Source organism: Streptomyces sp. cmx-18-6, from assembly GCF_046548915.1.
Classification (GTDB): Bacteria; Actinomycetota; Actinomycetes; order Streptomycetales; family Streptomycetaceae; genus Streptomyces.
Window position 1 is genome coordinate 424,927 of sequence record NZ_JAEBEP010000001.1, and the last position, 24,099, is coordinate 449,025.

At 72.3% G+C, this 24,099-nt stretch carries 24 protein-coding genes; 15 read left to right on the plus strand and 9 right to left on the minus strand.

All coding sequences use genetic code 11. The annotated features are described in order from the left end of the window. Nucleotides 1-4: 4 nt before the first annotated feature. The 4 genes from ACLJPL_RS01925 (at nt 5) to fabF (ending at nt 3,618) form a co-directional block, all read left to right on the plus strand. A complete protein-coding gene (locus ACLJPL_RS01925; protein ID WP_411079438.1) occupies nt 5-922 on the plus strand; it encodes an ACP S-malonyltransferase in 918 nt (305 codons plus the stop codon). Between the two features lie 13 nt (nt 923-935). Beyond that, the gene (locus tag ACLJPL_RS01930) at nt 936-1,967 is read left to right on the plus strand and encodes a ketoacyl-ACP synthase III (RefSeq protein ID WP_411078873.1); all 1,032 of its coding nucleotides are present in this window, start codon (nt 936-938) and stop codon (nt 1,965-1,967) included. A 63-nt stretch (nt 1,968-2,030) separates the two neighbouring features. Then, nucleotides 2,031-2,279, plus strand: a complete 249-nt coding sequence (locus ACLJPL_RS01935) for an acyl carrier protein (protein WP_384632412.1) — start codon at nt 2,031-2,033, stop codon at nt 2,277-2,279. A gap of 76 nt (nt 2,280-2,355) precedes the next feature. Further along, a complete protein-coding gene (fabF, locus tag ACLJPL_RS01940; protein ID WP_411078874.1) occupies nt 2,356-3,618 on the plus strand; it encodes a beta-ketoacyl-ACP synthase II in 1,263 nt (420 codons plus the stop codon). 203 nt (nt 3,619-3,821) lie between these two features. On the opposite strand, the gene ACLJPL_RS01945 is transcribed toward fabF, so the two are convergent. Next, a complete protein-coding gene (locus tag ACLJPL_RS01945; RefSeq protein ID WP_084745747.1) occupies nt 3,822-4,316 on the minus strand; it encodes a DUF3145 domain-containing protein in 495 nt (164 codons plus the stop codon). 401 nt (nt 4,317-4,717) lie between these two features. Here ACLJPL_RS01945 and ACLJPL_RS01950 point away from each other — a divergent pair, with 401 nt between their 5' ends. Next, nucleotides 4,718-5,620, plus strand: coding sequence for an SGNH/GDSL hydrolase family protein (locus ACLJPL_RS01950; RefSeq protein ID WP_411078875.1), 903 nt, complete (start codon nt 4,718-4,720; stop codon nt 5,618-5,620). A gap of 164 nt (nt 5,621-5,784) precedes the next feature. After that, nucleotides 5,785-6,987, plus strand: coding sequence for an amidinotransferase (locus tag ACLJPL_RS01955; RefSeq protein ID WP_411079439.1), 1,203 nt, complete (start codon nt 5,785-5,787; stop codon nt 6,985-6,987). On the opposite strand, the gene ACLJPL_RS01960 is transcribed toward ACLJPL_RS01955, so the two are convergent. From ACLJPL_RS01960 to ACLJPL_RS01970, 3 genes are all read right to left on the minus strand, one after another. Beyond that, nucleotides 6,975-7,754, minus strand: a complete 780-nt coding sequence (locus ACLJPL_RS01960; RefSeq protein ID WP_411078876.1) for an EI24 domain-containing protein — start codon at nt 7,752-7,754, stop codon at nt 6,975-6,977. The two genes, ACLJPL_RS01955 and ACLJPL_RS01960, sit on opposite strands and share 13 nt — an antisense overlap. 94 nt (nt 7,755-7,848) lie before the next feature. After that, the gene (locus tag ACLJPL_RS01965; protein WP_411078877.1) at nt 7,849-8,277 is read right to left on the minus strand and encodes an organic hydroperoxide resistance protein; all 429 of its coding nucleotides are present in this window, start codon (nt 8,275-8,277) and stop codon (nt 7,849-7,851) included. 143 nt (nt 8,278-8,420) lie between these two features. Beyond that, complete coding sequence (locus ACLJPL_RS01970; RefSeq protein ID WP_411078878.1) at nt 8,421-9,440, minus strand: NADP-dependent oxidoreductase; 1,020 nt, start codon at nt 9,438-9,440, stop codon at nt 8,421-8,423. A 152-nt stretch (nt 9,441-9,592) separates the two neighbouring features. Here ACLJPL_RS01970 and ACLJPL_RS01975 point away from each other — a divergent pair, with 152 nt between their 5' ends. The 4 genes from ACLJPL_RS01975 to ACLJPL_RS01990 all read left to right on the plus strand — a co-directional run bounded on the left by ACLJPL_RS01975 (nt 9,593) and on the right by ACLJPL_RS01990 (nt 13,574). After that, a complete protein-coding gene (locus ACLJPL_RS01975; RefSeq protein WP_411078879.1) occupies nt 9,593-10,012 on the plus strand; it encodes a MarR family winged helix-turn-helix transcriptional regulator in 420 nt (139 codons plus the stop codon). A 158-nt stretch (nt 10,013-10,170) separates the two neighbouring features. Continuing rightward, the gene (locus tag ACLJPL_RS01980; RefSeq protein ID WP_411078880.1) at nt 10,171-10,737 is read left to right on the plus strand and encodes a hypothetical protein; all 567 of its coding nucleotides are present in this window, start codon (nt 10,171-10,173) and stop codon (nt 10,735-10,737) included. A 143-nt stretch (nt 10,738-10,880) separates the two neighbouring features. Further along, entirely contained in the window at nt 10,881-11,918 is a 1,038-nt protein-coding gene (locus tag ACLJPL_RS01985) for a rod shape-determining protein (RefSeq protein WP_411078881.1), read from the plus strand. Between the two features lie 6 nt (nt 11,919-11,924). Continuing rightward, nucleotides 11,925-13,574 (plus strand): GAF domain-containing protein, encoded by a 1,650-nt coding sequence (locus ACLJPL_RS01990; RefSeq protein ID WP_411078882.1) that lies wholly within the window; start codon nt 11,925-11,927, stop codon nt 13,572-13,574. A 273-nt stretch (nt 13,575-13,847) separates the two neighbouring features. Here ACLJPL_RS01990 and ACLJPL_RS01995 read toward each other — a convergent pair whose 3' ends face one another. After that, nucleotides 13,848-14,279 carry an Lrp/AsnC family transcriptional regulator gene (locus tag ACLJPL_RS01995; RefSeq protein ID WP_411078883.1) on the minus strand — a complete coding sequence of 144 codons (432 nt, stop codon included), beginning with the start codon at nt 14,277-14,279 and terminating at the stop codon, nt 13,848-13,850. A gap of 212 nt (nt 14,280-14,491) precedes the next feature. Between ACLJPL_RS01995 and ACLJPL_RS02000 the strand changes: the two genes are divergently transcribed. The 3 genes from ACLJPL_RS02000 (at nt 14,492) to ACLJPL_RS02010 (ending at nt 19,039) form a co-directional block, all read left to right on the plus strand. Then, nucleotides 14,492-15,721 carry an MFS transporter gene (locus tag ACLJPL_RS02000; RefSeq protein WP_411078884.1) on the plus strand — a complete coding sequence of 410 codons (1,230 nt, stop codon included), beginning with the start codon at nt 14,492-14,494 and terminating at the stop codon, nt 15,719-15,721. A gap of 236 nt (nt 15,722-15,957) precedes the next feature. After that, nucleotides 15,958-17,547, plus strand: a complete 1,590-nt coding sequence (locus ACLJPL_RS02005) for an acyl-CoA synthetase (RefSeq protein ID WP_411078885.1) — start codon at nt 15,958-15,960, stop codon at nt 17,545-17,547. A 91-nt stretch (nt 17,548-17,638) separates the two neighbouring features. Then, nucleotides 17,639-19,039 carry a carboxyl transferase domain-containing protein gene (locus tag ACLJPL_RS02010; protein WP_411079440.1) on the plus strand — a complete coding sequence of 467 codons (1,401 nt, stop codon included), beginning with the start codon at nt 17,639-17,641 and terminating at the stop codon, nt 19,037-19,039. Between the two features lie 121 nt (nt 19,040-19,160). Here the strand turns inward: ACLJPL_RS02010 and ACLJPL_RS02015 are convergent, their stop codons facing one another. Together ACLJPL_RS02015 and ACLJPL_RS02020 are read right to left on the minus strand one after the other, a co-directional pair. Then, on the minus strand, nt 19,161-20,468 hold the full coding sequence (locus ACLJPL_RS02015; RefSeq protein ID WP_411078886.1) for an MFS transporter: 1,308 nt from the start codon (nt 20,466-20,468) through the stop codon (nt 19,161-19,163). A 150-nt stretch (nt 20,469-20,618) separates the two neighbouring features. Continuing rightward, a complete protein-coding gene (locus ACLJPL_RS02020) occupies nt 20,619-21,233 on the minus strand; it encodes a TetR/AcrR family transcriptional regulator (protein WP_411078887.1) in 615 nt (204 codons plus the stop codon). 102 nt (nt 21,234-21,335) lie between these two features. Between ACLJPL_RS02020 and ACLJPL_RS02025 the strand changes: the two genes are divergently transcribed. Continuing rightward, a complete protein-coding gene (locus ACLJPL_RS02025; RefSeq protein ID WP_411078888.1) occupies nt 21,336-22,076 on the plus strand; it encodes an SDR family NAD(P)-dependent oxidoreductase in 741 nt (246 codons plus the stop codon). Between the two features lie 136 nt (nt 22,077-22,212). On the opposite strand, the gene ACLJPL_RS02030 is transcribed toward ACLJPL_RS02025, so the two are convergent. Then, on the minus strand, nt 22,213-22,899 hold the full coding sequence (locus ACLJPL_RS02030; protein WP_411078889.1) for a DsbA family protein: 687 nt from the start codon (nt 22,897-22,899) through the stop codon (nt 22,213-22,215). Continuing rightward, nucleotides 22,896-23,390, minus strand: a complete 495-nt coding sequence (locus ACLJPL_RS02035) for a nucleoside deaminase (RefSeq protein WP_411078890.1) — start codon at nt 23,388-23,390, stop codon at nt 22,896-22,898. Before ACLJPL_RS02035 ends, ACLJPL_RS02030 begins: the two co-directional genes overlap by 4 nt. Before the next feature lie 137 nt (nt 23,391-23,527). Between ACLJPL_RS02035 and ACLJPL_RS02040 the strand changes: the two genes are divergently transcribed. Continuing rightward, nucleotides 23,528-23,980, plus strand: a complete 453-nt coding sequence (locus tag ACLJPL_RS02040) for a MarR family winged helix-turn-helix transcriptional regulator (protein WP_411078891.1) — start codon at nt 23,528-23,530, stop codon at nt 23,978-23,980. The last annotated feature ends 119 nt before the right edge of the window (nt 23,981-24,099 follow it).

Sequence of the window (24,099 nt, forward strand, 5' to 3'; positions counted from 1 at the left end):
GAGTGTGCTCGTACTCGTCGCTCCCGGCCAAGGCGCTCAGACGCCCGGCTTCCTGACTCCCTGGCTCGACCTCCCCGGTGCCGCCGACCGCATCGCGGCCTGGTCCGACGCCATCGGGCTCGACCTCGCCCACTACGGCACGCAGGCCGACGCGGACGCGATCCGCGACACGGCCGTGGCCCAACCGCTCCTGGTCGCCGCGGGCCTGCTCTCGGCCGCCGCCCTGGACGCGCCCTCCCCCGACGTCGTCGCCGGTCATAGCGTCGGTGAGATCACCGCCGCCGCGATCGCCGGTGTCATCGAGGAGGAGGCGGCGCTCCGCTTCGTCCGCACCCGGGGGCTCGGCATGGCCGAGGCCGCCGCGATCACCGAGACCGGCATGGCGGCCCTGCTCGGCGGCGACCCCGCCGTGACGGTCCCGCACCTGGAGAAGCTCGGCCTGACCCCCGCCAACGTCAACGGCGGCGGCCAGATCGTCGCCGCCGGCACCGCGGCCCAGCTCGCCGCGCTGGAGGCCGACAAGCCCGAAGGCGTACGCCGGGTGGTGGCGCTGAAGGTGGCGGGCGCGTTCCACACGCACCACATGGCCCCGGCCGTGGAGAAGCTGCGCGCGGCGGTCGGGGACCTCACGGTCCTCGACCCGACCGTGCGGTACGTGTCCAACGCGGACGGCCACACCGTCGCCACCGGCACCGAGGTCGTCGCCCGGCTGGTCGGGCAGGTCGCGAACCCGGTCCGCTGGGACCTGTGCATGGAGACCTTCCAGAAGCTCGGCGTGACCGCGCTGGTCGAGCTGAGCCCCGGCGGCACCCTGACCGGGCTCGCCAAGCGCGCGCTCCCCGGGGTCAAGACGCTCGCGCTGAAGACCCCCGACGACCTCGACGCCGCCCGCGCGCTCATCTCCGAGCACGCAGGCGCCTAAGGAGCCCGAGAGTATGTCGAAGATCAAGCCCAGCAAGGGCGCCCCGTACGCACGGATCCTCGGGGTCGGCGGCTACCGCCCGACCCGGGTCGTGCCGAACGAGGTGATCCTCGAAACGATCGACTCGTCCGACGAGTGGATCCGCTCCCGCTCCGGCATCGTCACCCGCCACTGGGCCTCCGAGGAGGAGACCGTGGCCGCGATGTCGATCGAGGCGTCCGGGAAGGCCATCGCGGACGCCGGCATCACGCCCGAGCAGATCGGCGCGGTCGTCGTCTCGACCGTCTCGCACTTCAAGCAGACCCCGGCCGTCGCCACCGAGATCGCGCACAAGATCGGCGCGGGCAAGCCCGCCGCGTTCGACATCTCGGCCGGCTGCGCGGGCTTCGGCTACGGCCTCACCCTCGCCAAGGGCATGGTCGTCGAGGGCTCGGCGGAGTACGTGCTCGTGATCGGCGTGGAGCGGCTCAGCGACCTGACCGACCTGGAGGACCGCGCGACGGCCTTCCTGTTCGGCGACGGCGCGGGCGCGGTCGTCGTCGGCCCCTCCCAGGAGCCGGCCATCGGCCCGACCGTGTGGGGCTCCGAGGGCGACAAGTCCGAGACCATCAAGCAGACGGTGCCCTGGAACGACCTGCACGTCGGCGACGTCTCCAAGCTGCCGCTCGACTCGAAGGGCGAGATCAAGTTCCCGGCCATCACGCAGGAGGGCCAGGCGGTCTTCCGCTGGGCCGTCTACGAGATGGCGAAGGTCGCCCAGCAGGCGCTGGACGCGGCCGGGATCGCCCCGGAGGACCTGGACGTCTTCATTCCGCACCAGGCCAACATGCGGATCATCGACTCGATGGTGAAGACCCTCAAGCTGCCGGAGCATGTCACGGTCGCCCGTGACATCGAGACCACCGGCAACACGTCCGCCGCCTCGATCCCGCTCGCGATGGAGCGGCTTCTGGCGACCGGTCAGGCGAAGAGCGGCGACACCGCGCTCGTCATCGGCTTCGGGGCGGGTCTCGTCTACGCCGCGACGGTCGTTACCCTCCCCTAGGCACACCGGACCTTTTGGTCCGTCACCACGAACCCTGAAGAAACCCACCGAAGGAGCGCCAAAATGGCCGCCACGCAGGAAGAGATCGTCACCGGTCTCGCCGAGATCGTCAACGAGATCGCCGGTATCCCGGTCGAGGACGTCCAGCTGGACAAGTCCTTCACCGACGACCTGGACGTCGACTCGCTGTCCATGGTCGAGGTCGTCGTCGCCGCCGAGGAGCGCTTCGACGTCAAGATCCCCGACGAGGACGTCAAGGGCCTCAAGACGGTCGGCGACGCAGCCGACTACATCCTGAAGCACCAGGGCTGATCCCAGCCCGGCTGTGTCGCCACCCGGCGGTGGCGCCGCTGATTCACGACCCTCTACACGTGGAGAAGATTTTCCAGTGAACTCGACCAATCGCACCGTGGTCGTCACCGGTATCGGCGCAACCACTCCGCTGGGTGGCGACTCCGCATCGACCTGGGAAGGTCTGATGGCCGGCCGGTCCGGCGTCAAGCCTCTCGAAGGCGAGCGCTTCGCCGAACTGCCCGTCCGGATCGCCGCCCTGGCGGCTGTCGACCCGGGCGACGTCCTGCCCCGCCCGCTCGCCCGCAAGCTGGACCGCTCGGCGCAGTTCGCGCTGATCGCGGCCCGCGAAGCCTGGGCGGACGCGGGCTTCACCGCCAAGGCGGGCGAGGACGAGAACATCGCCCCCGAGCGCCTGGGCTCGGTCATCGCCTCCGGCATCGGCGGCGTGATCACCCTGCTCGACCAGTACGACGTGCTGAAGGAGAAGGGCGTACGCCGCGTCTCCCCGCACACCGTTCCCATGCTCATGCCCAACGGCCCGGCGGCCAACGTCGGCCTGGAGGTCAACGCCCAGGCCGGCGTCCACACGCCGGTCTCCGCCTGCGCCTCGGGTGCGGAGGCCATCGGGTACGCCGTCGAGATGATCCGCACCGGCCGTGCCGACGTGGTCGTGGCCGGCGGCACGGAGGCGGCGATCCACCCGCTGCCGATCGCCGCGTTCGCCAACATGATGGCGATGTCCAAGAGCAACGACGAGCCGGAGAAGGCTTCGCGCCCGTACGACACGGGCCGTGACGGTTTCGTCCTCGGCGAGGGCGCGGGCGTCGTCATCCTGGAGTCGGCCGAGCACGCGGCGGCGCGTGGGGCGCGGGTCTACTGCGAGGTGCTGGGCCAGGGCCTGTCGGCCGACGCCCACCACATCGCGCAGCCCGAGCCCACCGGGCGCGGGATCGCGGCCGCGATGCAGAACCTGCTGGACTCCAGCGACCTCAAGCCGTCCGAGGTGGTCCACCTCAACGCGCACGCCACGTCGACGCCGCAGGGTGACATCGCGGAGATCAAGGCGCTGCGGAAGGTGCTGGGCGACGACCTGGACCATGTCGCGATCTCGGCGACGAAGTCGATGACGGGGCATCTGCTGGGCGGTGCGGGCGGCATCGAGACCGTGGCGACCGTGCTGGCGCTGCATCACCGGATCGCGCCGCCGACGATCAACGTCGAGGACCTCGACGAGGCGATCGACGCGGACATCGTGCGGGGGGAGCCGCGGGTGCTGCCTGAGGGGCCGATCGCGGCGATCAACAACTCGTTCGGGTTCGGCGGGCACAATGTGGTGCTGGCGTTCCGGTCGGTGTGAGCCGGTTCTTTTACGGGTGAAGCCCGCTTCCCGGTTGTCGGGAGGCGGGCTTCCGTGTGTTGCGGGGCGCTGCCCCGGACCCCGCTCCTCAATCGCCGGAGGGGCTTGAGTTGCTCCCCGAGGGCCGGCTGGGCGGAGGGCAGGGAGCTTGAACGCGCGCACCGCCGGGTGCCGGGGCCTGATTTCCCCCTCCGGGGAGGGGCTCACACCACCTGGTGGAGCCAGCGGACCGGGGCGCCCTCGCCTGCGTGGCGGAAGGACTCCAGTTCGTCGTCCCAGGGCTTGCCCAGGAGGGAGGCGATCTCCGCCTCGAGGTCGCTCTCGCCGCGCGTCGAGCGGGCCAGTGCGGCGCGTAGCCGGTCCTCGGGGATCAGGATGTCGCCGTGCATGCCGGTGACGGCGTGGAAGATGCCCAGGCCGGGGGTGGAGCTGTAGCGCTCGCCCTCGGCGGTGGGGCACGGCTCGGCGGTCACCTCGAAGCGCAGCAGGTCCCAGCCGCGCAGGGCGGAGGCGAGCTGCGAGGCGGTGCCGGCGCGGCCCTTCCAGGAGAACTCGGACCGCCAGGTGCCGGGCGCGGCCGGCTGTCTGATCCAGTCCAGCTGGACCCGCACGCCGAGGACGCCCGCCACTGCCCACTCGACGTGTGGGCACAGCGCGCGCGGGGCGGAGTGAACGTACAGGACTCCACGTGTCGTCACCGGAACCTCCCGTGTGGGACGAGGTACGCCTTACCCAGCGGCCTCGCGCCCGTACCGCCTCTTTCCGGCCGGCTCCCGAGGTTGTCATCAGTAAACATCATCGGGAGTTAATCTCCTGAAAAGGGACAGTGTGTGACGTGACGTAATGTACCGGAGCCACCCGCCGTGACGGGGGTGAGCACCGTGCCACTGGTTCGACGGGAAAAAGCTACCGTGCGGCGGGGCCGTCCGTGTGACGTACGGTCGGTCCCGGTCCCCGGATTCGCCCGCCTTTCACCCGGCAGGGCGCGCACGCCCCCGACCTGGGGATGAACGGCCTTGCCGGGGGCATGACCAGAGGCATAAACCAGGAGTCGACCGGAGGGGAACCGCGAATGCCGGAGCGTGCGACACGCCGTCGAATGCGTACCGCTGGAGCCGCGCTGACGGCGCTCTCGTGCCTGGGCGTCGCCGTGCTGACCGGGTGCGGTGACGGGGCCGGAGGTGACGGCGTGTCACGGGACGAGTCCGGCGCGTCGCCGTCCGCGTCGCCGTCCCCGCCGCCCGATCCCGACTGGAACCGGCACCCGAGGTCGGTCGCGGCGGTCGGGGACTCCATCACCCGGGGCTTCCACGCCTGCTCGGCGCTGACGGACTGCCCGCAGGTGTCGTGGGCGACCGGGACGGACAGTTCGGTGCACAGCCTCACCACGCGGCTGCTCGGCGGGCCGAAGGCGGCGGGCCGGAGCTGGAACCACGCGGTGTCCGGGGCCCGCATGCTCCATATGCCGGAGCAGATGAAGCTGGCCGCGAAGCACCGGCCGGAGCTGGTGACGATGATGGTCGGCACCAACGACGCCTGCCGGGACTCGGTGCGGCTGATGACGCCCGTGGCGGACTTCCGGACGATGCTGGAGGCGTCGATGCGGCAGCTGCGGGCCGGGGCGCCCAAGGCGCAGGTGTACGTGGCCAGCGTGCCGGACCTGAAGCGCGTCTGGTCGACGGGCCGGGCGAACGAGATGAGCAAGAAGATCTGGAACCTCGGCATCTGCCCGTCCATGCTGGGCGACCCGGACGATCTGACGCCGGTGGCCGTGGCCCGGCGCGACGCCGTGCGGAACCGGGTGGTGGCGTACAACGAGGTGCTGCGGGACGTTTGTGCGAAGGATCGTTACTGCCGGTACGACGGCGGGGCGGTCTTCGGCTTCCGCTTCACCGGCAAGCAGCTGAGCCACTGGGACTGGTTCCACCCGAGCCGCGACGGCCAGGCCCGGCTGGCGGAGCTGGCCTACCGCAACGTGACGGCGGCCCGGCCTCCGGCGTAGGGGCGTGCCCGCTGTCCGCCCGCGGCCGGAGCCCGGAGCCCGAGGGGTGCGAGCGGCCTGCCCTTTCGGCCGGGCCGACAGGTGGCGGGGGCCCGCCCTCCGCGTTCACCATGGGGAGCGTGGTTCCCGCAGTCAGCGACCGAGGGCGGTTGATCATGGCACCAGTGGAGCGGAGGCCCGGCACTCCGGTCGGCACGGTGGACGGCTCCCCCGCCGCCGCGCGGGCCGTGGGCGGCGGTCCTGGCGTGCGGGCCGCGCCGAAGCCGGCCGAGCCCGTCGCGGCCCCGCTCGTCTCGCCGGTCAACTCGCACAACGAGTGGGACCCGCTGGAGGAGATCATCGTCGGGCGGCTCGACGACGCGACGATCCCCTCCAGCCACCCGGTGGTGTCCTGCAACATCCCCCCGTGGGCGGCCCGGCTCCAGGGGCTCGCGGCCGGTCGCAAGTACCCCCGGCGGCTGATCGAGCCGGCCCAGCGGGAGCTGGACGGCTTCGTCGCGCTCCTGCGGTCCCTCGGCGTCACCGTCACCCGTCCGGACGCGGTCGACCACCGGCGGCGCTTCGCCACCCCCGGCTGGTCCTCGCGGGGGTTCTGCAACACCTGCCCGCGCGACAGCATGCTCGTGATCGGCGACGAGATCATCGAGACCCCGATGGCGTGGCCGTGCCGCTACTTCGAGACGCACTCCTACCGCACGATCCTCAAGGACTACTTCCGGCGCGGGGCCCGCTGGACCGCCGCGCCGAAACCGCAGCTGACGGACGAGCTGTTCGAGAAGGAGTTCCGTACACCCACGGCCGGCGAGCCGATGCGGTACATCCTCACCGAGTTCGAGCCGGTGTTCGACGCGGCCGATTTCGTACGGGCCGGGCGGGACCTGTTCGTGACGCGCTCCAACGTCACCAACGCCATGGGCATCGAGTGGCTGCGCCGCCACCTGGGTCCCGGCTACCGCGTCCACGAGATCGAGAGCCGCTGCCGTACGCCCATGCACATCGACACGACGTTCCTCGTGCTCGCGCCCGGCAAGGCGATGATCAACCCGGAGTACGTCGACGTCGACCGGCTGCCCGCCGTGCTGGACTCGTGGGACATCCTCGTGGCCCCCGAGCCGGACCCCATCGACGACCGGCTGCTCCAGATGACGTCGCTGTGCGGCAAGTGGCTCAGCATGAACGTCCTGATGGTGGACGAGAAGCGCGTCATCGCGGAGCAGCACCACACCGGGATGCTGCGCGCGCTCGAACGGTGGGGCTTCGAGCCCATCCCGTGCGACCTGATGCACTACGCGCCGTTCGGCGGCTCGTTCCACTGCGCGACGCTCGACGTGCGGCGGCGCGGGACGCTGGAGTCCTACTTCGACTGAGCCCCCGCGCGCGACTCCCCCCGGGACGCGTCCGGGTCCACCAGGTCGCGGGCCAGGAGGGTGGCTCCGGCGACGGCTCCCGGCATCAGGAACACCGCGACGAACGGGACGAGGAAGGCCAGGGTCAGCGGCACGCCGAAGCCGAGCACCAGCAGCCTGCGGCGGCGCAGCAGGACCAGGCGCTTCTTCAGGACCAGGCCCCGGCGCTGGAGGGCCACGCCGGTCAGCTCCTCGGCCAGGAAGTAGCCGGAGACGCAGAAGCCGAGAGCGGGGACGACGGTCTGGCCGACGACCGGGATGAAGCCGCAGGCGAAGAGGATGATCCCGTAGAACGCGACGCGCAGCAGGACGCGTACGGAGTCGCGGCCGGAGATCCACAGCTCACGCCAGAGCGGCAGCCCGGACTCCGGGACCTTTCCGCCCTCGCTGCGGTCGACCTCCTCGGAGAGCGACTCGTAGAACGGCTGGCCGACCAGGAGGGTGACGGCGGTGAAGGTGATGACCGCGAGGAACAGGCCGAAGACGAAGACGAACGCGGTCAGCGTGTTGCGGAGCAGCCCGAGCCAGGGCGAGGACCAGTCGTCGGCGAACGGGGTGGCCCAGGCGGCGAAGTCGTCGGCCCCGTAACCGAGTCCGATCAGGGCGCCGACGTACAGGACGAGGGTGATGAGTCCCGGCAGCAGCCCGATCCCGAACCATCGCCCGTGCCGGGCAACCCAGCGCTGCCCCTTCATCAAGTAGCCGAAGCCTGCCCCGAGATCCTTCATGCACGTCAGCGTACTGGCGTTCGGGGGGCCGGAACGCCGCGAGGGCCGCACCCCGGTGAGCAGGGGTGCGGCCCTCGCGCGACGGCGCTGCGGGTCAGGCGACCGCGAGCTCCACCTTGATGTTGCCGCGGGTCGCGTTCGAGTACGGGCAGACCTGGTGGGCCTTCTCGATGAGCGCCTGTGCGGTGGCCGCGTCGACGTTCGGGATGGAGGCGGTGATCGCGACCTCCAGGCCGAAGCCGCCGGCCTCGGTCTTGCCGATGGAGACGGCGGCCGTCACGGTCGAGCCGGAGATGTCGGCCTTCTCCTGACGGGCGACGACGCCCAGCGCGCCCTGGAAGCAGGCGCTGTAGCCGGCCGCGAAGAGCTGCTCCGGGTTGGTGCCCGCGCCGTTGCCGCCCAGGGCCTTCGGCGGGTTGACGACGACGTCGAGCTGGCCGTCGTCGGAGGAGACGCGGCCGTCACGGCCGTTCTCGGCGGTGGCGACAGCGGTGTAGGCGACGTCGATCTTCTGAATGGTCATGATGTGAGGATTCCTCCTGTTGGTGCGCCGCGACTCGCGCCCACGATCGCGACGGCCTGTGGATGAGCCTAATGGGTGCCCCTCCCCGGCCGTGCGTGGGCCATGCACGGGTCATGCGCGGTCGCTCATGGCGCACGCCCGGATCAGACGAGGGAAACGATCATCTTCCCGGTGTTCTCACCGCGCAGCAGACCGACAAACGCGTCGTAGCCGTTCTCGATGCCCTCGATCTTCGTCTCGCGGTACTTCAGCTCGCCCGAGGCCAGCCAGCCGGCGACCTCTTCGACGAACTTCGGCTGGAGGTCGGCGTGGTCGCCGACCAGCATGCCCTGGAGGCGCAGCCGCTTGCCGATGATCAGCGCCATGTTGCGCGGGCCGGGGGTCGCCTCGGTCGCGTTGTACTGGGCGATCATGCCGCAGATGGTGGCGCGGCCGTGCACGTTGAGCGAGCTGATGGCGGCTTCGAGGTGGTCGCCGCCGACGTTGTCGAAGTAGACGTCGATGCCGTCCGGGGCGGCTGCCTTGAGCTGCTCGCCGACCGGCCCGTTCTTGTAGTTGAACGCGGCGTCGAAACCGTACTCCTCGGTGAGGAGCTTGACCTTTTCGTCGGAGCCCGCCGAACCGATGACCCGGGACGCGCCCTTGATCTTCGCCAGCTGGCCGACCTGGCTGCCAACGGCCCCGGCCGCGCCGGAGACGAAGACCGCGTCGCCCTCCTTGAAGGAGGCGACGTCGAACAGGCCCGCGTAGGCGGTGAGTCCGGTCATGCCGAGCACGCCGAGGTAGGCGGAGAGCGGGGCGATGCCGGCGTCGACCTTCACCGCGTGCTTCGCGGGGACGGCGGCGATCTCGCGCCAGCCGAGGCCGTGCAGGACGTGGTCGCCCACGGCGAAGCCCTCGGCGTTCGAGGCGATGACCTCGCCGACCGCGCCGCCGTCCATGGGGTGGTCGAGCTTGAAGGGCGGGGTGTACGACTTCACGTCGTTCATCCGGCCGCGCATGTACGGGTCGACGGAGAAGTACTTGTTGCGGACGAGGATGCGGCCTGCGGCCGGAGCGGCCACGGCGGCCTCACGCAGCGCGAAGTCCTCGGCCTTGGGCCAGCCGTGGGGGCGGGCGACGAGGTGCCATTCGCGGCTGGACGTGGGAAGTGCAGCAGACATGGGCTCGGGGTCTCCTCAATGTCCTACGGGGAATGTCTTACATGTCCTACGGGGTGCGCCTTACGCGGAAGCCTCACAGAAAGCTTCATCACCTGAAACAACCATGCGCCTTAATATTTCATATTGTCAAGTAAATCGGTACGCTGGTTGCCATGGCCACCCGCACAGACCCCCTGACCCTTGAGGTCGTCGAGCTCATCGGCGCCGTCGTGGCGCGCTACCACGAGGAGTACGACCGTGCCGCCGCCGAGCACTCCCTCACCGGGGCGCAGGCGCGGGTCCTCGGCCTGCTCGCGCTGGAGCCCACGCCGATGCGGAAGATCGCCGTCAAGCTGAAGTGCGAGCCGTCGAACGTGACCGGCATCGTCGACCGCCTGGAGACCCGCGGCCTGGTCGAGCGCCGCCCGGACCCGGCCGACCGCCGCGTCAAGCTGGCCGCCGCGACGGAGTCGGGCGCGGCCACGGCCCGGGAGCTGCGGGACTCGCTGACCTTCGCCCGGGAGCCGCTGGCCGAGCTGTCCGAGGCGGAGCGAACCGTGCTGCGGGACCTGCTGCGGCGGATGCTGGGCTAGGGCCTGTCGTCAAACTGCCGTCGTCACCCTTCGGCTGTCACCCGTCCCCGTCGGCCGTCGGCTGTCACCCGTCACCCTCCGGCTGTCACCCGTCGCCCCTCGGCCGAAGGGCGGTCGCGCGGCGTCGGGTGCGTGCGGCCTGCGGGAGGATGGGCGGCATGACCGCTCCCGCCCCCTTCGGGCCCCGCGAGTTCCAGCTCGTCCTGCTCCGCCGGATGGCCGACCACCAGCCGGACCTGGCCGAGGACGCGCGCCACGAGCTGAGCGCCTCGCTCGCGGACCTGCGGGAGGCCAACCGCCGCTGGCAGGCCATGGTCCGCGCGCCCCGGGGGCGGGGTTCCCTGCGGCGCTACCGCTCGGTCCTCGGTGAGCCGGAGCTGACGCTGAAGCGCCGCGTGGGCGACCTGGAGTGCGATGCGCTGCTGTGGCCGGTGCCGCTCTGGCCGGACCTCCGCTTCGAGGTGACGGCCGCGCCGGGCGGGGCCGTGTGGAACGAGTGGCTGGTGCGCGCCCCAGGGACGGCGGGCCCCGAGCTCACCTCCGTAACCGCTCTGCGTCCCTGGTCGTGCACCGTGGACGAGGTGGCCCGCGCCTTTCCTCCGGCGCGGCCGATGGAGGGCAGCGCGCCGACCCGGTGGGCGCTGGCCCTCACCGACCCGGCGACCGGGGAGCGTCACGTCGCCGAGTTCACCTGGGGGCTGTTCCAGCGGCTCCTGCCCGGCTGAGCCCCTGGGGGAGCTGGCGGTCCGTCAGCTTCTGCCCCCTCTTACGGCGCATCCCAGCGCGCGCGACCCGGCGGGGGACGCGACGATGCGATGAGAGGCCGGCTGCCGCCGGTACCCCATCCGCGCTCTCGGGAGAACCTGCCGTGACCGTCAGCCTTGAGCAGTTGCAGCGTTGCCACATCGCCGTCGATCTCGGGGCCGCGAGGACCCGTGTGTACGTCAAGGGGCTCGGGCTCGTCGTCGACGAACCGAGCGTCGCCGCAGTCAACACCCGTACCGGATCGCTCATCGCGGTCGGCGTGCTCGCCGAGCAGATGACCGGCCGCACCCCCGAGTACATCCGCGTGGTCCGCCCGGTGTCCGGCGGCACCGTCGTCGACATCGAGATGGCCCAGCGGATGCTGCGCCACCTCCTCGGCGACAAGCTCCGCCGCCAACTGCGCCGCAAGCCCCGGCTGCGCGCCGCCGCCTGCACCCCGCACGAGGCCGATCCGCTGGCCCAGCGCGCCACCGTGGAGACCCTCGTCGGGCTCGGCGCGCGGCGGGTCGAGCTGGTGGACACCCTGATCGCGGCGGCCGTGGGCTGCGGGCTGCCGGTCGAGCAGCCGACCGCCACCATGATCATGGCGTGCGGTGCGGCCACCACCCAGATCGCGGTGCTCTCGCTCGGCTCGATCGTGACCGCCGTCCGCATCCCGGTGGGCGGCAACGCGATCGACGAGGCGGTCATCCAGCACCTGCGCCAGCACCATGAGCTGATGCTCCCGAGCCAGTCCGTGCGCCCGCTGCAACTGGCGCTGCACGGCAACGGCCTCCAGCTCACCGGGCCCGCGCTCACCGAGATCCACGGCCGTGACGTGGCCACCGGCCTCGCCCGCTCGGTGCAGGTCGACACCGCCGCCGTACGCCAGGCCATCCACACCCCGCTCACCGCCGTGCTCGACGGCGTGGGCAAGGTGCTGCGCGAGTGCCCGCCCGATCTGGTGGCCGACCTCGCGGACTGCGGGATCATGATGGTGGGCGGTACGGCGCTGCTGCCGGGGCTCGACCAGATGCTCCGGGACGCGACCGGCATGCCGGTGCACATCGCGGAGCGGCCCGACGTGTGCTCGGTGCTCGGCCTCGGCGCGATGCTGGACGGCAAGATCCAGCCGATGGTCCTCAACCCGCTGGCGGGTTAGGGCGCCTTGACCGCCGCCGGCCGGCTGCCGCTCCTCCTGGAGGCCGTCCTCAGCATCGGCAGCGACCTCGGGCTCCGGGCCACCCTGCAGCAGATCGTGGACACCGCGACCGCCCTCACCGGGGCCCGTTGCGGGGCGCTCGCCGTGCTGGAGCCCGACCAGGACCGGACCGAGGCGCTCTACACCACCGGGATGACCGAGGCGGAGCGGCAGCGCGTCGACGACCTCCTCCCGGAGCGCCGCGCGGGGGTTCGGGAGGAGGGGCTCCCGCAGGACGGGCTTCGGCAGGACGGGCTTCCGCGGGAGGGGCTTCGACAGGAAGGACTCCCGCAGGACGGGCTTCCGCCGGAGGGCGGCGGCCGGGCGGCCGGCGGGGCACCCGCACCGGCCTTCCTCACCGCCCCCATCCAGGTGCACACCGAACTCTTCGGCCACCTCTGTCTGGCGGAGAAGAGTTCAGGCCCCTTCTCCGACACGGACCGGGCCCTGCTGCACGTCCTGGCCGCCCAGGCGGGCATCGCGATCGGCAACGCCCGGCTCTACGAGAGCGCCCGGCAGCGCGAGCGCTGGATCGAGGGGGCGGCGGCGGTCACCACGGCCCTGCTGACCGGCACCGACGCGGCCGACGCCCTGAGGACCGTGGCCGAACGGGCCAGGGTGCTCGCCGGAGCCTCGGCCGGGGTGATCCTCCAGCCGACCGAGCAGGGCGGGATGGAGATCGTCACCGCCTCCACGCTGGACGACCCGGCCGGCATCGTCGGCACGACCATCGCGCCCGGCTCCCCCGTGCTGGTCCAACTGCTCGGCGGCGAACCGGTGTTCATCGACGACTCCGCCACCGATCCCCGGATGACCACCGACGTACGGTCGCGGTTCGGGCCCAGCATGATGCTGCCGTTGCAGAGCGGCGGCCGGCTCATCGGCACCCTCGCCCTGCCCCGGCGGCGCGGCGAACCTCCGTACACGGCCGTGGACCGGTTGCTGGCCACCCAGTTCGCCTCGCAGGCGGCGCTGGCGCTGGTGCTGGCGGACGCGCAGGCGGACCGGGAGCAGCTCGCGGTGTACGAGGACCGCGACCGGATCGCCCGTGACCTGCACGATCTGGTGGTCCAGCGGCTCTTCGCGACGGAGATGATGCTGGAGTCGACGCGCCGCCGGGCCACGGGCGAGGGCGAGGGGGCCAGGGGCGGGGACGCCGATGCGGACAGCGGCGGGGGCGGTGCCGGGGGCCGGGAGGGAGCGGACGAGCTGCTGGGCCGGGCCGTGGACGAGCTGGACTCCACCATCCAGGAGGTCCGCACCGCGATCTTCGCCCTCCAGCAGCCGCCCGCCGAGGCCCCGAGCACCTTTCGCGGCCGGGTGCTGCGGGAGACCGGCGGGGCGTCGGCGGTGCTCGGGTTCCCGCCGTCCGTGCACTTCACCGGAGCGGTGGACGCGCTGGTGGGCGAGGACGCGGGCCGGGAGCTGCTGGCGGCGCTGCGCGGGGCGCTGGCCGCCGCACACCGCAGGTCCGGCGTCTCGGCCATCGAGGTGGCGGTCGACGCGACGGTACGGCTGCCGGACGGGCGGAGCGCGGTACGGCTGGTGGTGGCCGACGACGGGCGCGCGGAGGACGGGACGGCGTCGACGCCGGTGACCTGGGAAGGGCCGCTGTGACCGGTGACCGTGGAAGCGCCGCTGTGAGCTGAGAACCGGCCGTAGCGGGCCAGGTGGCCGTAGCGGGCCGGGGGACGGCCGCTGTGAACCGGGGGGCGCGTGCCGGCCTCAGCGCTACGGCAGCTGTGAACCGGGGCGCATACCGGCCTCAGCGCTATGGCCGCTGTGAACCAGGTGTGCATGCCCGCCTCAGCGCTACGGCCGCTGTGAACCAGGGGGTGCATGCCCGCCCCAGCGTTACGACCGCCGTGAATCAGGAGGCGTATGCCGGCCTCAGCGCTTCGGGGCAGCCCGCAGCGCGATCCGGGTGGTGGAGTGGGCGACGCCCGCCTCCCGTTTGAGCCGCCGCAGCAGCGCGTCCAGCGCCGCCGGGTCGGCCGCCGCCGCGCGGATCAGGTAGTCGTGACCGCCCGTCACGTGCACCACCTCGGTGATTCCGGGCAGCATCAGCACCGAGCGCTCGAACTCCTCGTTCGTCGTGTCGAGGCGCAGGGTCACATCGATGAAGACGACCAGGCCCGAACGGGTGTCGGCGGCCGGGTCGACGATGACGGTGAAGCCGCGAATGACCCCGTCGCGGCGCATACGGCGCACCCGGTCGCCCGCCGCGTTGGCGCTGAGCCCCACGCGCAGGCCCAGATCCCGGTACGAGATCCGCGCGTCCTCCTGGAGGATGCCGAGGATTTCCCTGTCCAGCCGGTCCATACCGCGATTGTCCCAGCTTGTGTCGATATCGGCTGAGGGGAGCCCGCCTCCGGAGCCACCGCCCCGGCCTGGCCGAGCCACCGCCCCGGCCTGGCCGCCGCACGGCCCTTGCCCAGCCCCCGCGCAGCCACCTCACGGCCGCCGCGCCGCCCCCGCCCCCGCATGGAGCAGTCCGGCGGGCCGTGCGGGGCCCCGCGTCCTTGACTTGCTCTGTGGATACAGCCGTGAAGCAGTCCCCCGAGCCCCCCGACGCCCCCGCCCCGGCGGCCGGGCCGTCCCCGGCCGCGTACCGCAATCTCGTCATGGCGACGATCGGCTTCGCGCTCACCTTCTGGGCGTGGAACCTGATCGCGCCGATGTCCGGGGACTACAAGGACCGGCTCGGGCTCAGCTCGTTCCAGCAGTCGTTCCTGGTGGCCGTGCCGGTGCTCGTCGGGTCGCTGGGCCGTATCCCGGTGGGCGCGCTGACCGACAAGTACGGGGCGAAGCTGATGTTCCCCGTGGTGTCGGCGCTGACGATCGTGCCGGTGCTGCTGCTGATCCCGGCGAAGAACTCGTACGGGGCGATGATCGCGGTCGGCTTCCTGCTGGGGCTCGGCGGGACCACGTTCGCGATCGGCGTCCCGCTGGTCAACTCGTGGTTCCCGCCCGCCAAACGGGGGTTCGCGCTGGGCGTGTTCGGCATGGGCATGGGCGGGGTCGCGCTGTCGGGCTACTTCACCCCGCGCATCGCGAAGCACGGCGACAACCTCCCCTTCCTCGTGGTCGCGGGGGCCCTGCTGGTGTACGCGCTGCTGGCCGCCGTCCTGGTCAGCGACCGGCCCGACCGGAAGGTGCCCACAGACACCCTGGTGCACCGGCTGGGCGAGGCCGGGAGGCTGCGGGTGACGTGGGAGCTGTCGGCGCTGTACGCGATCGGCTTCGGCGGGATCGTGGCGTTCGGGGTCTATCTGCCGACGTACCTGAAGATCTGGTACGAGATGTCGCCGACCGAGGCGGGCACCAAGGCGGCCGGGTTCGCGCTGGTCACGGTCGTCTTCCGGCCGATCGGCGGCTGGCTCTCGGACCGGATCCACCCGGCGCTGGTGACTTCCGGGGCGCTGCTGGCGGCGGCCCTGATGGCGGTCGTCCAGGCATTCGAACCGCCGCTGGACCCCATCGGCACGATCGCGCTGCTGGCCATGGCGGCCGGGCTCGGCACGGCGAGCGGAAGCGTCTTCGCCCTGGTCTCGCAGGTGACCCCGCAGGCCAAGGTGGGCAGTGTGACGGGCATCGTCGGCGCGATGGGCGGGCTCGGCGGGTTCGTGCCGCCGCTGGTGATGGGGGCGATCTACAGCGCCAAGGACTCGTACGCGATCGGCTTCATGCTCCTGTCCGACCTGGCGCTGGCGGGATGCGTGTACGCGTACGGGCGGATGCGGACCCTCCAGCGCGACGGCTAGAGGGCGACGGTCCGGGGGCGGTCCGCCGGGGGGCGGTTCGGGCGGGGGTCCCGGGGGGCGGCGGTCCGGGCGGGAGTCCCGGGGGACGGCGGTCCGGGGGGCGAGTCCCCCGGGGGGCGGCGGTCCGGGGGCCGTGGCCAGGAAGCGGGGCCCCTCGGGAGCCGACCCATGGTGACGCTGCCCTCATCGCTCTCGGGCCCCCGGCGAGGTCCGCGTCGACGCCCTAGGCTTCCGGCGTGACCCTCCTTCTTCCCGCGCTCCAGTCCCCCACCGGCCCGGCAGCCTCCCGGGAGGCCGTCCGCTTCGGTGACCTGTCCCTGACCTACGGCCGGCTGGCCGAGGCATCCACCGCCCTCGCCGCCCGGATCGCGGACGCGGGCCGGGTCGCCGTCTGGGCGACCCCGACGCCGGAGACGGTGATCGCGGTGGTGGCGGCACTGCGGGCCGGGGTTCCGGCCGTGCCGCTCAACCCCCGTACAGGACAAAGCGAGTTGGCGCACATCCTGGCCGACAGCGAGCCCACCGCCGTACTGGCGGGCCCGGACGACGAACTGCCCCCGGCGCTGGAGAAGCTGCGGCGGGTGACGGTGGACGCGCGGGCGGTCGAGCGTACGGACGGCGACGGCTACGCGGCGGGCGAGGCGGACCCCGAGTCCCCCGCCCTGGTCCCCAAGTCCCCCTCCTTGATCCCTGAATTCCCCGCCCTGGCATCCGAATTCCTCGCCCTGGCACCCGAATCCCCCGCCCTGATCGTCTACACCTCCGGCACCACCGGCCCGCCCAAGGGTGCCGTCCTGCCCCGCCGGGCCGTCGCCGCGTCCCTGGACGCGCTGGAGGACGCCTGGGGGTGGACCGGCGACGACGTCCTGGTCCACGCGCTGCCGCTGTTCCATGTGCACGGGCTGGTCCTCGGCGTACTCGGCCCGCTGCGGCGCGGCGGTTCCCTGCGCCACCTGGGGAAGTTCTCGCCCGAGGGCGTGGCCCGTGAGCTGGGGTCCGGGGGCACGATGCTGTTCGGCGTGCCGACGATGTACCACCGGCTGGCCGAGGTGCTGGACCGTTCGGCGGGCGGGGCCGGGCAGGACGGGTCGGCGGGCGGCTCCGGGCGGGACGCGCTGGCCGGGGCGCTGGCGGGGGCCCGGCTGCTGGTCTCCGGTTCGGCGGCGCTGCCCGTGCACGACCACGAACGCATCGCGGCGGCGACCGGGCGGCGCGTGATCGAGCGGTACGGCATGACGGAGACCCTGATGAACACGGGGATCCGGGCGGACGGCGCATCCCGCCCCGGCACGGTCGGCCCGCCCCTCGCCGGGGTGGAGCTGCGCCTCGTGGAGGAGGACGGCACGGTGCTGGAGGGGCCGGAGGCGATCGGGGAGATCCAGGTGCGCGGCCCGAACCTGTTCACCGGCTATCTGAACCGGCCCGACGCCACGGCCGCCGCGCACACGGCGGACGGCTGGTTCCGTACGGGCGACGTCGGCACGGTGGACGACGACGGATACGTGACCATCGTCGGGCGCAAGGCCACCGACCTGATCAAGAGCGGCGGCTACAAGATCGGCGCGGGCGAGATCGAGAACGTGCTCCTCGCCCACCCCGGCGTCCGGGAGGCGGCCGTGACCGGCGAGGCGGACCCGGACCTCGGCGAGCGGGTCGTGGCGTGGGTGGTCGCGGCCGACCCCGCCTCTCCACCCTCCGTCGAGGAGTTGGCGGATCATGTGGCGTACCAACTGGCCCCGCACAAGCGCCCGCGCACGGTGCACTACCTGGACGCCCTGCCCCGCAACGACCTGGGCAAGATCATAAAGAGGTCGCTCCATGTCTGACTTTCCAGCGTCCGACCCCTCCCCGTTGGGCGACTCCCCTGCGGGCGACTCCCCGGCGGTCAACTCCCCAACGGGTGACTCGCACGTCCGGATGACGGCGCGCGAGACGATCGCTCTGCTCACCGGACCGGCGGGCTTCACCGAGCACCGCCCGCCGCCGCGCGCCCTGCCCCCGGACGGCCCGCTGGGCTGGGCGGGGTACGACGCGGCGCGCGAGCGGGCCGGGACGCGGACCGGCGAGGACGAGTCCGTCGTGTACGGGGCCGGGGTCGTCGGCGACCGGGAGTGCGTCCTGCTCGCCTTCGAATTCGGTTTCCTGGGCGGCTCGTTGGGGCAGCGCACCGGCGACCGGCTGGAGGCCGCGTACGCACTCGCGCTGGCCCGCCGGCTCCCCCTGATCTCGCTCGTCGCCACGGGCGGCAGCCGGATGCAGGAGGGCATGGTCGCGCTCACCCAGCTCCAGCGGGTCGCGGCCGCCTCCACCCGGCTGCGCGCGGCGGGGCTCCCGCAGATCGCCGTGGTCCGCGACCCCACGACCGGCGGCGGCTGGGCCACCGTGGGGGCGGGTGCGGATGTGGTGCTGGCCCTGCCGGGCGCGCAGGTCGGCTTCGCCGGGTCCCGGGTGCGACCGCCGGACGCGGACCCGTACGCGTACAGCGCCGAGGGGCAGTTCGCGGCGGGCCAGGTCGACGCGGTGGTCCCGGTCGGGGAGCTGCCGCAGACGGTGGGGTTGTGGCTGCGGGCGCTGGGGCGGCATGGGGAACCTGGGCCGCCCGGGGGGCCGGGAGTAGGGGCGCGTGAGGCGGCTGGGGCTGAGGCCGGGGCGCGGGAGGTGGCTGCGGCTCCGGTGCCGCGCGCGTTGTCGGCCGGCCGCCGCTCCCTGCCCGGGACCGGCCGGGAGGCGGTGGAGCGGGCCCGGGCGGCGGGGCGACCGCGCGCGGAGGCGTACCTGGCCGACTACTTCGACGTACGGCTCCCTCTCCACGGCGACCGGTGCGGCGGCAGCGACCCGGGGCTGCTGACCGGCTTCGGGCTGCGCGCGGACGGGCGGCCGGTCGCGTACGTCGCCCAGTGCGGGACCGCGACCCGGCCGGCCGGGTACCGTGCGGCGGCCCGGACGATCCGGCTCGCGGACCGGCTGGGCGTGCCCGTCCTCACCCTGGTCGACACCCCGGGGGCCGCCAACGACGCCGAGGCGGAACGCACGGGCGCGGGCGCGGCCATCGCGGACACCTTCGCGGCGATCGCGGCGGCCCGGGTCCCGGTGACGACGCTGGTGATCGGCGAGGGCGGCTCGGGCGGCGCGCTGGCGCTCGCGGCACCGGGCAACACCCATGTCACGGCGGACAGTTACTTCTCCGTGATCGCCCCGGAACTGGCGGCGGCCATCCTCAAGCGGCCCCCGGAGGAGACGGGCTCCACCGCCGACCAACTGCGGCTGCGCCCGCAGGACCTGCTGGAGCTGGGGTTCGCCCGCTCGATCGTCGAGTAGTCGGGCGGGCGAGCAGTCGGGCGGGCTAGCAGTCGAGTAGGGGCGTTCACGGCTGGCCCCCAGGTGTCGGCGTACAGCCGCCCACGGCTGCGGGTCCCGGGCGTCCGTCGCGTACAGCCGCTCACGGCTGCGGGTCCCGGGCGTCGTAGCGGGCGAAGCCGCGCCACTTCAGGGCGAGCAGGGACACCGCGACCACGCACGCGACGCCGCCGCCGACGACGGCCACGGCGGGTGAGGTGAGGTCGGCCACCGAGCCCGCCAGGAAGTCGCCGAGGCGGGGGCCTCCCGCGACGACGACGATGAAGACGCCCTGGAGCCGGCCGCGCATGTCGTCGGGGACGGCCGCCTGGAGCATGGTGTTGCGGAAGACCATGGACACGGTGTCGGCGCACCCGGCGAGCGCGAGGAACAGCAGCCCCAGCCAGAAGTGCCGGGTGAGCCCGAAGACGGCGATGGCGACCCCCCAACTGCCCACGGCCAGCAGTACGGCGAGGCCGTGGCGCCGGATGCGCCCGAGCCAGCCGGAGAACACCCCGCCGAGCAGCGCCCCGAACGCCGGTGCGGCGACGAGCAGTCCGGTGGTGCGGGCGTCACCTCCGTACCAGAGGACGGCGACCACCGGGAAGAGCGCCCGGGGGTGGGCGAGCACCATGGCGCACAGGTCGGTGAGGAAGGTCATCCGGAGGTTGGGCCGGGTCCCGAGGAAGCGCAGGCCGTCCCGGACGGAGGCCCGTTTCCGGCCCTCGCCCTCCCGCTTCGGCCCCTGCCCCTGCCCCTGCTGCTGCGGCTCCTGCCGGTCGGGCAGCATCGAGGGCAGCCGCCACATCGCGTACAGGGAGGCGGTGAAGGTGACGGCGTCGACGGTGTACGCGGCGCGGTACCCCCACCAGCCGACGATCAGCCCGCCCAGCATCGGGCCGACGAGTGCGCCCGTCGTACTGGTCATGGAGCTCAACGCGTTGGCGGCGGGCAGCTGTTCGGGCGGCAGCAGCCGGGCGACCATCGAGGAGCGGGCCGGTGCGTTGAGCGCGAAGCAGACGGACTGGAGGGCGACGATCGCGTACAGCAGGCCGACGTTCTCGATCCCCGCGAAGGTGGCGGCCATCAGGACGACGGCCAGGGAGAACGATCCCGCCGCGCTGAACAGGCCGAGCTTGCGCCGGTCGACGGTGTCGGCGACGGCTCCGCCGTACAGCCCGAAGACGACGAGCGGCACGAACGAGCAGAACCCGATGAGGCCCACGGAGAACGCGGACCCGGTGATGTCGTAGACCTGGAGCGAGACGGCGAGGGCCGTCATGCCCTGCCCGATCCAGGAGACGGTGTTCCCGAACCACAGCCGCCGGTAGTCGGGTGAGGCCCGCAGGGGGGTGAGGTCGGCGAATATCCGGGGGCGGCGGCGTACGGGCGGCTTGGTCGTTTCGGTCACAGAGGATGGTAGTCAGCCGGCCAGGCGGTGCGTGGCGGGGCTGGGTCCGCCCCTGGCAGGCAGACGGGCAAGCGGGCGGGCAGGCAAGCAGGCGGACGGGCGGGCGGGCGGGCGGGTCAGGGTGCGTACGACGCTGTCGTCCGGTTCCGATTACGCAGCCGGCTGCGCCACCAGGGTGTCCCAGAGGGCGACGGCGTGGTCCACGGCGGAACGGAGCCGGTCCAGGGGTACGCCGTCGCGCGCCTCGATCGACAGCCCGTGCAGGACCGTCGCGTAGAAGGCGGCGATGGAACGGGTGTCCGTCCCCGGGGGCAACTCCCCCTCCGCTACGGCTCGTTCGAGTCGCTCCTCCAGCTCCGCGATCGAGTCCCGGCGGCACCGGGCCAGATGCTCGACGACTTCCCTGTTCTGGTCGGAGCAGGCGGTGGCCGACAGGACGATCATGCAGCCGCTGGGGGTGTGCGGATCGGCGAAGTTGTCGATGTTCCCGCGCAGCGCGGCCTCGACGGCGGCCCGGGCGGTCGGGGCGTCGCGCAGGGCGCGGTGGGTGGCCGAGCCGGTGGTGCTGCCGTAGAGCGCAACGGCTTCGCGGAACAACCGCTCTTTCGAGCCGAAGGCGTTGTACAGGCTGGCGGAGTTGATGTTCATGGCGGCGGTCAGGTCGGTGAGCTTCGTGCCCTCGTACCCGTACTCCCAGAACGTCTCCATCGCGCACCGCAGCGCCGCTGTGCGGTCGAACGCGCGCGGCCGGCCTCTTTCGGCCATGTCTGCCTCCTCCGGACGGGGGTTGCCCTCGGCCCATCCTGCCTGTTTAGTATTTGTAGATCGTACGACCTAAAAATAGCTCAACAGGGATGGGGACCCGGAATGTCTCAGCTTGCGGGCAAGGTGGCGCTGGTGACCGGAGGGAGCCGCGGGATCGGAGCCGCGACCGCGCTCCGGCTGGCCGAGGAGGGCGCGGACGTGGCGCTGACCTATGTGAGCGCCGCCGACAGGGCCGGCGAAGTCGTGGCGTCGATCGAGGCGTTGGGCCGCAAGGCCGTGGCCGTCCAGGCCGACAGCGCGGATCCGGAGGCCGTCGTCCGGTCCGTGGAACTGGCGGCGGCCGCGTTCGGCCGCCTCGACATCCTGGTGAACAACGCCGGGGTCTTCCCCTACGGCCCGATCGGGGACGTGACACTGGCCGAGATCGACCGCACGCTCGCCGTCCATGTGCGGGCCGTCTTCCTCGCCTCCCAGGCCGCCGTTCCCCATATGGGGCACGGCGGCCGGGTCATCAGCATCGGGAGCTGCTGGGCCAACCGCGTACCGGTGCCGAACGTGACGCTGTACGCCATGAGCAAGTCGGCGCTGATCGGCTTCACCAAGGGCCTGGCCCACGATGTGGCCCCCCTGGGGATCACCGCGAACATCGTGGACCCCGGCCCCACGGTCACCGACATGAACCCGGACGGCACGGACGAGGCGGAGGAGGAGCGGCTGAGGACTGCCGCGAAGGTGCTGGGGGCCGGGGCCGACACCGCGAAGGCGGTGGCCTTCCTCGCCGGCCCGGACGCGCAGTGGATCACCGGGACCTCGCTGGCGGTCGACGGCGGCTACACCGCCTGATCGCTTGACCTGTCTGACCTGCCTGACCTGTCTGGCCTGTCTGACGTGTCTGGGACGAAGCGGTCAAGAGCTTCACCTGACCGTCCACCGCCCACCGTCCACCGGGTGCGGGACCGCCTCCTCGGCAGCGGTCTTCTCAGCAGCCGTCGATGCCGCAGGCGGCGCCCTGGATGTCGTCGGTGTCGCCCTGCCGGGCATGCGCGTCCAGGATCGCCTTGCGCAGCTCGGCCACGCGCGGGACGCCTTCGATGCGGGTGTCCCCGACGAGGATGGTCGGAGCGACCCGCACCTGGTGGGCCGCGGCCTCGCGCAGGGCGTCCTGGTGCTTGGCACGATAGGCGCGACTCTCCAGGGCGGTACGGAACTCGTCCTCGTCCAGGCCCAGTTCACCGGCGAGCGTGGTCAGGACGTCGATCCGACCGAGGTCCTGGTCCTCCTGGAAGAAGGCCCGGAACATGCGGTGGGTGTAGTCCGCGCCCCGGCCGCGCTCGGCCGCGTACTGGTAGCCCTCGAACGCCAGATGGGTGTAGGGCTGCGGGGAGACGGTGGGCAGGGTGATGTCGACGCCCAGCCGGCGGGCCATCGGGTAGACGGCGCGCTCCCAGATGGCGGGCAGGTAGGAGTCCTCCGGGCGGAGGGTGGGCTGCGGGTGGGCGCGCAGCTCGAACGGCATCCACTCGATCTCGACGTCGACGCCGAGATCCTTGACCGCTTCTTCGAGGGGCCCTTCGGCCAGCATGCAGAAGGGGCAGACATAGTCGGACCAGACCCTGATCCTCACGGGATCGCTCGTCGCACGGTCGCTCGTCGCGCGGTCGTTCATCGGATCGCACCCTTCCGGCGGGTCAGGAAATCCTGGAACGGCGCCTCGTGCCCGTCGATCGGGGCGTGGGTCACCTTGAGGGGCCAGGTGGTGGGGTCGGTGGAGAAGATGGAGTACGAGCTGCCGTAGTCGAAGCCGTAGGCGCCGGCGGTCTTCCGGTCGGCCGCGAACACGATGTGCTCGACGTCGAAGTAGAGGGCGGCCAGATAACACAGGACACAGGGTTCGCCCGAGGCGATCAGCGTGGAGCCGGCGGTGCCGAAGCGGCCCGCCTTGCGCGCGGCGGCGCGCAGGGCGACGACTTCGGCGTGGGCGGTGGGGTCGCCGTCCTCATGGACCCGGTTGAAGCCGGTGCCCAGGATCCGGCCGTCGCGGACGACGATCCCGGAGAAGGGGACGCCTCCCTCGGCCACATGTTCGCGACAGATCCTGACCGCTTCTTCGATATGGCCGGCGAGGTGATCGAGGCTGTCGATCGAGTTCGTAGGCACGAAACCTCCAGAGTGTTTGCTTGTACGTGCAACCATAGACTGCTCAAGCAGGTCGCAGGGGAATAAGCAGGGAAGGCCAGTAGCTTGCATGAGCATGTATCCTGCTGTCAAACCTCAGCCCCTTTAAGGACGCGCTCATGGCAACTACACCCCTCGCGCCCTCGCGCACCTCCGACCAGGCCGTCTGGAACCGCGTACTCGCGCTCCACGCACACGTGGAGCGCGAGCTCACCCAGGCCATGCAGCGCCGCCACGGGCTCGGCCTCTCCGAGTTCCGCTCCCTGGAACACCTCGACCACTCCTCGACGAGCGAGTTGCGCATGCAGGACCTGGCCGACCGGGTGGGCCTCGGCCAATCGACCGTGACCCGCCTGGTGGGGCGGCTCGAAAAGGCCGGGTTCGCCTACAAGGACCTCTGCCCGGCCGACAAGCGGGGCGTCTACGCGGTCATCACCGACGAAGGCCGCCGGCGCTACCAGGCCGCCCGCGCCACCTACGCGGAGGTGCTCTCCTCCTCGCTGAACGCCTTCACCGCCGACCCGGAGCTCGGCCCGACCGTGCAGGCCCTTCGCGGCGCCGGTCACAGCTGACCCGGCCACACCGGCGGCCGCCGCGAGACGGCCATGAGAGCGCACACCCCGGACGCACTCGCTGCGTCCGGGGTTTTTCTTTGCTTGATCAAGCGTTGCTGTACGTCATCGACAGCCGC

Coding starts and splice junctions, on each gene's coding strand:
- ACLJPL_RS01930 (WP_411078873.1), top strand. CDS start 936: ATGTCGAAGATCAAGCCCAGCAAGGGCGCCCCGTACGCACGGATCCTC.
- ACLJPL_RS01935 (WP_384632412.1), top strand. CDS start 2,031: ATGGCCGCCACGCAGGAAGAGATCGTCACCGGTCTCGCCGAGATCGTC.
- ACLJPL_RS01950 (WP_411078875.1), top strand. CDS start 4,718: ATGCGTACCGCTGGAGCCGCGCTGACGGCGCTCTCGTGCCTGGGCGTC.
- ACLJPL_RS01960 (WP_411078876.1), bottom strand. CDS start 7,754: ATGAAGGATCTCGGGGCAGGCTTCGGCTACTTGATGAAGGGGCAGCGC.
- ACLJPL_RS01965 (WP_411078877.1), bottom strand. CDS start 8,277: ATGACCATTCAGAAGATCGACGTCGCCTACACCGCTGTCGCCACCGCC.
- ACLJPL_RS01970 (WP_411078878.1), bottom strand. CDS start 9,440: ATGTCTGCTGCACTTCCCACGTCCAGCCGCGAATGGCACCTCGTCGCC.
- ACLJPL_RS01975 (WP_411078879.1), top strand. CDS start 9,593: ATGGCCACCCGCACAGACCCCCTGACCCTTGAGGTCGTCGAGCTCATC.
- ACLJPL_RS01980 (WP_411078880.1), top strand. CDS start 10,171: ATGACCGCTCCCGCCCCCTTCGGGCCCCGCGAGTTCCAGCTCGTCCTG.
- ACLJPL_RS01995 (WP_411078883.1), bottom strand. CDS start 14,279: ATGGACCGGCTGGACAGGGAAATCCTCGGCATCCTCCAGGAGGACGCG.
- ACLJPL_RS02010 (WP_411079440.1), top strand. CDS start 17,639: ATGACGGCGCGCGAGACGATCGCTCTGCTCACCGGACCGGCGGGCTTC.
- ACLJPL_RS02020 (WP_411078887.1), bottom strand. CDS start 21,233: ATGGCCGAAAGAGGCCGGCCGCGCGCGTTCGACCGCACAGCGGCGCTG.
- ACLJPL_RS02025 (WP_411078888.1), top strand. CDS start 21,336: ATGTCTCAGCTTGCGGGCAAGGTGGCGCTGGTGACCGGAGGGAGCCGC.
- ACLJPL_RS02030 (WP_411078889.1), bottom strand. CDS start 22,899: ATGAACGACCGCGCGACGAGCGACCGTGCGACGAGCGATCCCGTGAGG.
- ACLJPL_RS02040 (WP_411078891.1), top strand. CDS start 23,528: ATGGCAACTACACCCCTCGCGCCCTCGCGCACCTCCGACCAGGCCGTC.